The 9,630-nt window shown below is 75.4% G+C and carries 12 protein-coding genes; 3 read left to right on the top strand and 9 right to left on the bottom strand.

The genetic code is table 11. The features are described from left to right. Positions 1-7: 7 nt before the first annotated feature. The 3 genes from GTQ99_RS14930 to GTQ99_RS14920 form a co-directional block, all read right to left on the bottom strand. The gene (locus GTQ99_RS14930; RefSeq protein ID WP_166616531.1) at positions 8-1,492 is read right to left on the bottom strand and encodes an amino acid permease; all 1,485 of its coding nucleotides are present in this window, start codon (positions 1,490-1,492) and stop codon (positions 8-10) included. A 125-nt stretch (positions 1,493-1,617) separates the two neighbouring features. Then, complete coding sequence (locus tag GTQ99_RS14925) at positions 1,618-1,860, bottom strand: BRCT domain-containing protein (RefSeq protein ID WP_166616530.1); 243 nt, start codon at positions 1,858-1,860, stop codon at positions 1,618-1,620. A gap of 18 nt (positions 1,861-1,878) precedes the next feature. Next, positions 1,879-3,144, bottom strand: a complete 1,266-nt coding sequence (locus GTQ99_RS14920; RefSeq protein WP_166616529.1) for an MFS transporter — start codon at positions 3,142-3,144, stop codon at positions 1,879-1,881. 88 nt (positions 3,145-3,232) lie between these two features. Between GTQ99_RS14920 and GTQ99_RS14915 the strand changes: the two genes are divergently transcribed. Beyond that, positions 3,233-3,874 (top strand): TetR/AcrR family transcriptional regulator, encoded by a 642-nt coding sequence (locus tag GTQ99_RS14915; RefSeq protein WP_166616528.1) that lies wholly within the window; start codon positions 3,233-3,235, stop codon positions 3,872-3,874. A 9-nt stretch (positions 3,875-3,883) separates the two neighbouring features. Next, positions 3,884-4,462, top strand: coding sequence for a TerD family protein (locus tag GTQ99_RS14910; protein ID WP_166616527.1), 579 nt, complete (start codon positions 3,884-3,886; stop codon positions 4,460-4,462). A gap of 60 nt (positions 4,463-4,522) precedes the next feature. Here GTQ99_RS14910 and GTQ99_RS14905 read toward each other — a convergent pair whose 3' ends face one another. The 5 genes from GTQ99_RS14905 to GTQ99_RS14885 all read right to left on the bottom strand — a co-directional run bounded on the left by GTQ99_RS14905 (position 4,523) and on the right by GTQ99_RS14885 (position 8,018). Then, complete coding sequence (locus GTQ99_RS14905; RefSeq protein ID WP_166616526.1) at positions 4,523-4,825, bottom strand: hypothetical protein; 303 nt, start codon at positions 4,823-4,825, stop codon at positions 4,523-4,525. A gap of 122 nt (positions 4,826-4,947) precedes the next feature. Then, complete coding sequence (locus GTQ99_RS14900) at positions 4,948-5,439, bottom strand: dihydrofolate reductase (RefSeq protein WP_166616525.1); 492 nt, start codon at positions 5,437-5,439, stop codon at positions 4,948-4,950. 22 nt (positions 5,440-5,461) lie between these two features. Beyond that, the gene (locus GTQ99_RS14895; RefSeq protein ID WP_166616524.1) at positions 5,462-6,268 is read right to left on the bottom strand and encodes a thymidylate synthase; all 807 of its coding nucleotides are present in this window, start codon (positions 6,266-6,268) and stop codon (positions 5,462-5,464) included. Between the two features lie 29 nt (positions 6,269-6,297). Beyond that, complete coding sequence (locus GTQ99_RS14890) at positions 6,298-7,224, bottom strand: hypothetical protein (RefSeq protein WP_166616523.1); 927 nt, start codon at positions 7,222-7,224, stop codon at positions 6,298-6,300. Beyond that, positions 7,221-8,018 carry a TetR/AcrR family transcriptional regulator C-terminal domain-containing protein gene (locus tag GTQ99_RS14885; protein ID WP_166616522.1) on the bottom strand — a complete coding sequence of 266 codons (798 nt, stop codon included), beginning with the start codon at positions 8,016-8,018 and terminating at the stop codon, positions 7,221-7,223. Before GTQ99_RS14885 ends, GTQ99_RS14890 begins: the two co-directional genes overlap by 4 nt. A 74-nt stretch (positions 8,019-8,092) precedes the next feature. Here GTQ99_RS14885 and GTQ99_RS14880 point away from each other — a divergent pair, with 74 nt between their 5' ends. After that, on the top strand, positions 8,093-8,476 hold the full coding sequence (locus GTQ99_RS14880; protein ID WP_166616521.1) for a VOC family protein: 384 nt from the start codon (positions 8,093-8,095) through the stop codon (positions 8,474-8,476). A gap of 76 nt (positions 8,477-8,552) precedes the next feature. On the opposite strand, the gene GTQ99_RS14875 is transcribed toward GTQ99_RS14880, so the two are convergent. Continuing rightward, a complete protein-coding gene (locus tag GTQ99_RS14875; protein WP_166616532.1) occupies positions 8,553-9,605 on the bottom strand; it encodes a spore photoproduct lyase family protein in 1,053 nt (350 codons plus the stop codon). Between the last annotated feature and the right edge of the window lie 25 nt (positions 9,606-9,630).

Genomic DNA, 9,630 nt, shown 5'->3' with positions numbered 1-9,630 from the left:
GGCGGGGTCAGCCGCGGCGGCGGGGGCGGTCCGCCTTGACGGGGAACTCGCCCGTGTGGCCCATGCGCTCCTCGGCGGCGGCCAGCACCCGCCCGCGGACGGCGAACCAGCCCACCACGAGCAGCGGCACGATGACGCCGAGCGCGTAGACCGTCGGCCGGCTCGACTCGTCGTAGGCCATGATCGCGAGCACGGCGACGAGGAAGACCAGCACCGCGTAGCCGGTGTACGGGGCGCCGAACAGCCGGTACGCCGGCCGCTGGACGATGCCCGCCTTCGCCCACCGGTGCAGCTTCAGCTGGCACAGGACGATCGTGCCCCAGCTGGCGATGATGCCCAGCGCGGAGGCGTTGAGGACGATCTCGAAGGCCTCGCCGGGGGCGACGTAGTTGAGGCCGACGCCCAGGACGGCGACGACCCCGGTGATGGCGATGCCGCCGAAGGGCACCCCGCCCTTGTTGAGCTTCTCGGCGAACCTGGGCGCGGAGCCGTTCATGGCCATCGAGCGCACGATGCGGCCGGTGGAGTACAGCCCCGCGTTGAGGCTGGACAGCGCCGAGGTGAGGACGACGAAGTTCATGATGCTGCCGGCGCCGGGCACGCCCAGGGCGCTGAAGAAGGTGACGAAGGGGCTCTCGTCGGCCGAGTACGCCGTGTACGGCAGCAGCAGGGCCAGCAGGACGAGGGAGCCGCAGTAGAAGACGACGATGCGCACGATGACGGTGTTGATGGCCCGCGGCATGATCCGCTCGGGGTCCTCCGTCTCGCCGGCGGCGGTGCCGACCAGCTCGACCGCGGCGTAGGCGAAGACCACGCCGGAGATCACGACGACCAGCGGGACGGCGCCGGTGGGGAACCAGCCGCCGTTGTCGCTGATCACCGACAGGCCCGTGCTCTGCCCGTCGACGGGGAAGCGGCCGGCGAGGAAGACGATGCCGATCACGAGGAAGGCCGTCAGGGCGACGACCTTGATGAGGGCGAACCAGAACTCCATCTCGCCGAAGATCTTCACCGAGACGAGGTTGAGGCCGAGCACCACGACGAGGGCGATGAGCGCCAGCAGCCACTGGGGGGCCGAGGAGAAGGTGTCCCAGTAGTGCATGTACGTCGCGATGGCGGTGATGTCGACGATGGCCGTCATCGCCCAGTTGAACCAGTACATCCACCCGGCGACGAAGGCGGCCTTCTCGCCGTAGAACTCGCGGGCGTAGGAGACGAAGGAGCCCGAGGAGGGGCGGTGCAGCACGAGCTCGCCCAGCGCGCGGAGCATGAGGAAGACGAAGAAGCCGCAGGCGCCGTAGACGATGAACAGGCCCGGGCCCGCGCTGGCCAGGCGGCCGCCGGCGCCGAGGAAGAGGCCGGTGCCGATGGCGCCGCCGATGGCGATCATCTGCAGCTGGCGGTTCTTCAGGCTCTTGTGGAGGCCGCCCTCCTCGTGGGAGAAGTCGCGCTGGGTGCTGACGCCGGATCCGGCGTCGTGCGGAGCTGACACGGGGGTGGTCCCTTCAACGTCCTCGTCGGGTGGACCGTCGAAGGCAACCACCTGCGGGTCACGAGCGCATGCCCGGGGCGTTTCGGGCGTGTCACGCGTGCCGCGGGCGGCCGGGGACCGCGGTCTCAGGCGCGGGCAGCCAGCAGGTCGTCGAAGGAGTACTCGTCGAGGACGGGGACGCCCGCCGCGATCGCCGCGCGCACCGAGGCCGACCCCGATCCGGCGTCGTTGGCCACGAGGAGGTCCGTCGCGGCGGTGACGGCCCCGTCGACGAGCAGCCCGGCCCGGCGGGCGCGGGCGGCGAGCTCGGTGCGGGCGGTCAGGAAGCGGCCGCTGAAGCAGACGCGCTGACCCGGGAGGAGGCTCACGGGTGCGGCATCGGCAGCTCAGCGCCCGCGCTTGACCTGCGCGGCGGCGGCGCGGCGCGCCGGCGAGGGGCGGCGCGGGGCGGGCAGCCCGCCGGTGCCGCGCGCGCGGCGGGAACCGGCGAGGGTGAGCACCAGGCCGGCCAGGCCGACGGCGACGACGAGCGCGGCGTAGCCGTCGGCCACCTCGCGCAGGCCCAGCGAGGGGGCCAGGAAGCCCGCCACGACCGCCGGCAGGCCGAAGGCCAGGTAGCTCATGACGTAGACGGCCGAGAGGACCCCCGCGCGCTCGCCGGCGGGGGCGGTGGCCAGCACGCCGCGCAGCGCCCCCTGGAAGCCGCCGCCGAAGCCGATGCCGGAGACGGCGGCGCCGGTGAAGAACAGCGCCGTCGAGGAGTGCTCGAGGGCGAGGACGACCAGCAGCGGCCCGACGACGAGGGCCAGCATGCCGACGGCCACGAGCCGGTCCGGGCGCACGGCGCGCGTCAGCACGCCGACGAGCGCGCCGACGCCGGCGACGGCCGCGACGACGAGCCCGCCGGTGACGTGGTCGGTGCGGCCGAGCACACCGGCCACGACGGAGGGGCCGAGGCCGAGGACGAAGCCGCCCAGGCCCCAGCTGGCGAGGAAGCCGGGGGCGAAGCGCACCAGCGATGCGCGCGAGGCCCGCGGCAGCCGCACGACGGGCGTCAGCGAGCGCAGGGCGCCCGGCACGCGCGCGGCGGCGTCCGGCACCGCGAGCAGGGCCGCGGCGCACAGCACGAGCAGCACGGCCAGCAGCGCGTAGACGGTGCGGGTGGGCGCGGGGGCGAACTCCACGAGCAGCCCGGAGCCCAGCCCGCCGGCCATGAGGCCCAGCGGCGGGACCGCGCCGTTGACCACCTGGGCGAGGGCGCCGCGCCGCGGGCCGGCCAGGTCCAGCAGCCACGCGCCGAGCGCGCCGATCGCGGTGCCGGTGGAGAACCCCTGCAGCGCGCGGGCCGCGACGAGCCAGCCGGTGGAGTCGGCGAGCACGAAGGCGAGCATCGAGGCGACGACGCCGGCGATCGCCGCGAGCACGACGGGGCGGCGGCCGAGGTGGTCCGACAGCGAGCCGACGGTCAGCAGCGCCACGAGCAGCACGGCCGCGTAGACGGCGAAGACGACGGTGACCGCGCTCGGGCCCAGCCCCCACTCCGCCTGGTAGACGGGGAAGATCGGCGACGGCGCCGCGGAGGCGGAGACGAGCGCGCCGAGCGTGGCGGCGACGAGCCAGAACCCGGTGCGGGTCGAGGTGCGGGGGGACACGGGGGCTCCAGGTCTGCGAGGGAGGTGTCGTCGGGAAACTACTCCGGTCCCGCGCTTAACGCAAAGGGAATTGCGTTAGGCTGCGGGCATGAGCCCGGCCACGACCCGCCCCGGCGGCCGCAGCGCCAAGGTGACGGCCGCCGTCCACCGCGCCGTCGTCGAGCTGCTCGCCGACGGGGGCGCCGCGGCGCTGACCGTCCCGCAGGTCGCCGCCCGCGCCGGCGTCAACGCCACGAGCGTGTACCGCCGCTGGGGCGACGTGGGCGGCCTGCTCGCCGACACCGCGCTGGCCCGCTTCGGCACCACCGCGGCCGTGCCGGACACCGGCTCGCTGCGCGGGGACCTGCTGGCCTGGGGCGCCGAGCTCGTCGCCGAGGCCGCCCGCCCCGAGGAGCGGGCGCTGCTGCGCGCCGCCGTCGCCGCCGGGCCGACCGACCCCGCGGACCCGGACGGGGGCGGGGGGCCGCCGTCGGCGTGCGCCGCCTGCCTCACCGGTCGCAGCGAGCAGGTGGAGCAGCTGCTCGCGGCGGCGGCCGCCCGCGGGGAGGCGGCGCCCACCGCCACCCGCGTGCTGGACCACCTCGTGGCCCCCGTCTACTTCCGCGCGCTGTTCGGGCTGCCCGCCCCCTCGGTCGCCGTGCTCGTCGGCCTCCTGCTCGACCACCTCGTCGACACCCCCGGCCACCCCGCGCCGAGCGCCCCGGAGGCCGCCCCGGGTGCGCTCGGCTAGCGTCGCCGCATGGGTGTGACTCTGGCCAAGGGTGGCAACGTCTCGCTGACGAAGGTGGCGCCGAACCTCACGGAGGCGCAGGTCGGCCTGGGCTGGGACGTGCGGACGACGACGGGCCTGGACTTCGACCTGGACGCCAGCGCCCTGCTGGTCGGCGCGGGCGGCCGGGTGCTCTCCGACGGCCACTTCGTCTTCTACAACCAGCTCGCCAGCCCCGAGGGGTCCGTGCGCCACACCGGCGACAACCGCACCGGTGAGGGCGAGGGCGACGACGAGGTGATCGAGGTGGACCTGCTCTCGGTGCCCGAGCAGTGCCAGAAGATCGTCTTCGCCGTCTCGATCCACGACGCCGACGCCCGCCGGCAGAACTTCGGCCAGGTCGTGAACGCCTTCATCCGGCTGGTCAACCGCGCCGACGGCAGCGAGGTCGTGCGCTACGACCTGTCCGAGGACGCCTCCACGGAGACGGCGATGGTCTTCGGCGAGGTCTACCGCCACTCCGGGGAGTGGAAGTTCCGCGCCGTCGGCCAGGGGTACGCCACCGGCCTGCTGGGCATCGCGCAGGACTTCGGCGTCGACGTCGCCTGAGCGGCGCACCGCTCCGGCGGTGCCCGGCCGCGCGGGTGCCCGGCCGGGTGCCGGTCGGGGTCAGTCCCCGCCGCCACCGCCGCCGGAGCCGTCGCCGCCGGAGCCGCCGCCGTCGCCGCCCCAACCCCAGCCGCCGCCGTCGTGGGTGGAGTGCGAGGAGGAGTGCGAGTGGTGGTGGCGGATGCCGGTGTCCGGCAGCTCCACGGACCCGCCGAGCGCCTCGCCGGCCGTGCCGCCGGCCACGCCGGGCCACACGTCCCCGTCGGCGGAGCGGCGCTGACCCGGCCGCGTCCGCGAGCACACCCGGCCCACCAGGGCCGCCACGAACAGGATCACCGCCAGCGAGACCAGGACCGTCAGCATCGCCGCGCCTCCTTCGGCCGGGAGCCCCGGAGGGGCCCGATGGCTCACGGTGGCACACCGGCGGGGGATGCGCGAGGGCTTCGTGCCCACCCGCGGCCGTCCGGGGTGGACGATCTGCCCGCTCAGGCGGGGCGGCGCCGCCAGGTGCCGAAGCGGAAGCGCGGACCGCCCGTGGAGGTGCGCCAGCCGTCGGCGGGGTCCACCGCGGTGCGCACCCACTCCGGCCCCGGCACGGGGGCCGCGGTGTCGCCGTCGACGACGAGGTCGACCTCGGTGACCTCCAGCCGGTCCGCGTGCGGCAGGGCGGCCTCGTAGACGGCGCGGCCGCCGACCACCCACACCTGCGGCGCGCTCGCGAGCGCCGCCGCCAGGTCGCCGCAGACCTCGGCGCCCTCGGCGCGGTAGCCGGGGGTGCGGCTGAGCACGACGTTGCGCCGGTGCGGCAGCGGGCGGAACCGCGGCGGCAGCGACTCCCACGTGGCGCGGCCCATGACGACCGTGGTGCCGCTCGTCAGCGCGGAGAAGCGCGCCAGGTCCTCCGGGACGCGCCAGGGCAGGTGCCCGTCGACGCCGATGACGCCGTTGGCCGACTGCGCCCAGACCAGGCCGATCACGCGCGCTCCCCGGTGCCCGCGCTCAGACCGCGACCGGTGCCTTGATGGCCGGGTGGTGGCGGTAGCCGACGAGCTCGAAGTCGCTGAACTCGTGCTCGAAGAGCCCGGCGGGGCGCACCACGAGCTCGGGGAAGGGGTAGGGCGTGCGGGTGAGCTGCTCGGCGACCTGCTCGACGTGGTTGTCGTAGACGTGGCAGTCGCCGCCGGTCCAGACGAAGTCGCCGGGCTCCAGGCCGACCTCGGCGGCCACCAGCACCGTCAGCAGCGCGTAGCTGGCGATGTTGAACGGCACCCCCAGGAAGAGGTCCGCGGAGCGCTGGTAGAGCTGGCAGGACAGCTTCCCGTCGGCGACGTGGAACTGGAAGAGCGCGTGGCAGGGCGCCAGCGCCATCTTCTCCAGCTCCCCCACGTTCCACGCGGAGACGACCATGCGGCGCGAGTCCGGGTCCGTGCGCAGCGTCTGCAGCACCTGGGCCACCTGGTCCACGTGGCGGCCGTCGGGGGTGGGCCAGGAGCGCCACTGCACGCCGTAGACGGGCCCGAGGTCGCCGTGCTCGTCGGCCCACTCGTCCCAGATGCTCACCCCGCGCTCCTGCAGCCAGCGCACGTTGCCGTCCCCGCGCAGGAACCACAGCAGCTCCAGGGCGACCGACTTGAAGTGCACCCGCTTGGTGGTGATGAGCGGGAAGCCCTGCGAGAGGTCGAAGCGCATCTGGTGGCCGAAGACGCTGCGGGTGCCCGTGCCCGTGCGGTCGGACTTGCGCGTCCCCGTGCTCATCACGAGCCGCAGGAGGTCCTCGTACTGGGTGTCGATCCGCTCAGCCGCCACGGGCCGACAGCCTAGGCGAGGCGGGGTGCTCAGCCGACGTGGCGCCCGGCCAGGTGCGCGTCGAAGCCGTCGTCGTCGGCGGCCTCGCCGCGCACGACGGCGGCGATGCGCGCCAGCCACGCGGCGCCGGCGACGTCGTGGACGCTGTGGTGCGGCACGAGCACCGGGTAGGGCGTGGCGGGCACGCCGTCGGCGGGGCGCACGTCCACGTGCGCGACGGCGTGGCCGTGCGCGTGCAGCCAGTCGGCCATCGCGTAGTCGGTGCGCGAGTCCCCCACCGTGCGCCAGGCCGCCGGCAGCGGCCCGTCGGCGGCCAGCAGCCGCAGCGCGACCTCGGCGCCGCGGTCCTTGCCCAGCAGCACCGACTCCACGTCGGTGGAGATGATCGTGGGGTCGATGCGCCAGTCGACGCGGCCGCGGGCGTCGGGGTGCTCCTCGCCCTTCCAGGTGACGCCGAGGCCGAGGTCGGCGAAGACGGCCAGCGCGGCCCGCTCGTAGTCCACCTGGCGGGCCAGGTAGGTGGCGGAGTCGACGTCCAGGCGCTGCTCCAGGGAGACCATCGCGCGCTTGCCGTCGTCGACGAAGAGGACGTCGGCGAAGGAGCCCCGCGCCAGCTCCTCCAGCGCCCGCGCGGCCGCGGCGGGCACCGCGAGCTCCTCGTCGACGGCGACCGGGCCCATCCCCGCGGCGGTCACCGAGAAGGTGACGGCGCCCTTCTCGCAGACCGCGTGCAGCCGCGCGGCCGCCGGCAGCCCCGCAGCCAGCAGCGGGCCGACGACCTGCTCGCGCAGGAAGGCGTCGGAGCGGCCCGTGTTGAAGACGACGGGGACCCCGGCCGCGAGCAGCTCCAGCAGGCTCTCCAGCAGGCCGGGCGCGCTGATCGAGCGGGTCACCGGGCTGGCGACGGGGCCGTCCACGTCGAGGAGGAGGCCGAAGGGCGGGGCGGTGTCGCTCACCCGACGATCCTCCCCGATGCCTGCGCCCGGTCCTGCGCCCGGTCCTCGACGAGGGCGGCGATGCCGTCCAGCACGCGCTGCACGCCGAAGCGGTACGCCTGCGCGGGGTCGTGGGCGCTGCCGTTCGCCGTCCCGGCGGCGGTGCCGATCCGCACGGCGCGCGGGTGGCGCGCGGGGTCCAGCACGCGCTCCAGCAGCGGGCCGGCGGTGGCCCACCACTGCGCGTCGGTGCCGCCGGCCAGGCGCGCGGCCCGCGCGTCGGCGGCGTCGCGGGCGCAGGCGCGCACGACGAGCAGCAGGTGCGTCAGGCAGGAGTCGACGGTGACGTCGTCCAGGCCGGTGCCGTCGAAGGCGGCGAGCTCGTGCTCGTACTTGGCCAGCTGCCCCGGGCCCAGCGGGGGGCGCAGCGTGGAGATCGCGGCGGCCCAGGGGTGGCGCTCGTGCAGGAGGCGGTTCTCCTCGGCGACCGCGGCCACGCGCTCGCGCCAGGGGCGGCCGGTGGTGTCCTCGCGGGGCGCGGCCGCGTACGCGGCGTCCAGCAGCAGGTCGAGCAGCTCGTCGCGGTCGGCGACGTAGGTGTACAGCGACATGGGGGCCACCCCGAGGCGTTCGGCGACCCGGCGCACGCTGAGCGCCGCCAGGCCCTGCTCGTCGGCGAGCGCGGTGGCCGCGGCGACGACGGTGTCGAGGTCGAGGCTGCGGCGCGGGCCGCGGGCCGGCACCGCGGCCGGGTCCCGCCAGAGCAGGGCCAGGGTGCGGGCGGGGTCGGCGGCGCTGGTGCGGTCGGGGCTCACGGGAACATCCTGGCTCCCCGCACGTTGTACGGCATACCCTGTACGCCGTACGGGGTGGAGAGAGGGGTTCCACCGTGAACATCACCGGTACCGCGGTCTCGCTGAACGTCGACGACGTCGAGGCCTCCAGCGCCTTCCTCGTCCGGCACTTCGGCTTCACCGAGGCGATGGCCGCCGACGGCTTCGCCAGCCTCACCCGCCCCGACGCCGGCGCGCACGTGGTCTACCTGCGCCGCGGGCTGGCGACGCTGCCCGCCGACCAGCGCGACGTGCACGCGCAGGGGCTGATCCTGGCCTTCGTCGTCGACGACCTGGAGGGCGAGCTGGCCCGGCTGCGGGCGGAGGGGGTGGCGATCACCATGCCGCTGACCGTCGAGGAGTGGGGCGAGCGGGCCTTCCAGGTGCGCGACCCCAACGGGGTCGTCGTCCAGCTCGTCGACTGGAACGGCGCCGCCTGAACGAGATCGGTGATCTTCCTCCAGCGCGGCCGCCGGCTCCAGGTGCACCGTGGAAGATCACCGATCGGGGGTGGGGTCAGGTCCAGTAGAGGTGGCGCGCCGCGGGCAGCCGGTCGGCCACGGCCGCCTCGAACCAGGTGCGCAGCTCGCGCATGGTGTCCTTGTCGTAGACGTACTTCACCGCGCCGAACCTGCCGTGCTTGCGCGAGCGGGTCGACTCCTCCAGGTCCAGCTTGGTGCGCGGGTACCAGCCGAGCTGGACGTCCTTGCTCTTGGGCGTGAAGCGGTGGGTGATGCACTCCACCGTCACGTCCGCCCCCGCCGGCAGCTGCGCCGCGGCCTCGTCCAGCAGCTCGGCGTAGCGCTCGCGCCAGTCCTGCACCGGCATGATCGGCGCGATCGTCAGGCCGACGGGGTAGCCGGCGCGGGCCAGCCGGCCCAGCGCCCGCAGCCGCGCGCCCACCCGGGCGGTGCCGCCCTCGAAGCGCTCGACCTCGCGCACGTTGACGGAGGCGCGCACGCGGGTGCGCCCGCCGTGCGGCAGGTGCAGCAGGCCGTCGACGTCGTCGTACTTCGTCGTCAGCCGCAGCTGCACCGGCCCGGGCCAGTCGTGGGTGCCGAAGTGGGTGATCGTCGCGGCCAGCGAGCCGGTGACGTGCTCGATCGCCAGCGGGTCGGTGTAGCAGGAGGCCTCGAACGTCGTGCCCTCGTGGCCGCGCTCGGCCGTGCCGGAGGTCACCGAGCCGGTGCCGACGACCTCGTCGAGACCGGCGAGGACGCGCGGCAGGTCGGCGTAGACGCGGGTGATCGGCGGGCCCGCCAGCGACCCCGCCAGGTAGCAGTACTGGCAGTGCCCCGGGCAGCCCTCGGCGATCGGGAAGGAGAAGTCCGCGCTCGGCGGGATGGGCGTGGGGCGGCGCTTGGAGGCCGCGCTCGTGACGACGGCCAGGGTGCGCTTGGCGCGGGCGTAGGTGGCGCGCTCGTCCTCCCCGCGCAGCGGCGGCAGCCGGTCGCCGTCCAGCAGGCGGACGTCCTCGACGCCCGCGGCGACCAGGCGCTCGACGACGGCGCGCCCGTGCGGCTCGGCCTGCGCGGAGGCGGTGACGAGGACGTGGCGCGGGGTCCACAGGACGGGCCCGCGGGCGGTGGCGGTC

Origin of the sequence: Kineococcus vitellinus (genome assembly GCF_009906315.1) — a bacterium.
In the GTDB taxonomy this organism is placed as follows: Bacteria; Actinomycetota; Actinomycetes; order Actinomycetales; family Kineococcaceae; genus Kineococcus; species Kineococcus vitellinus.
Note: the sequence above shows the minus strand (reverse complement) of the source record. Positions and strands in the feature narration are given on the sequence as shown.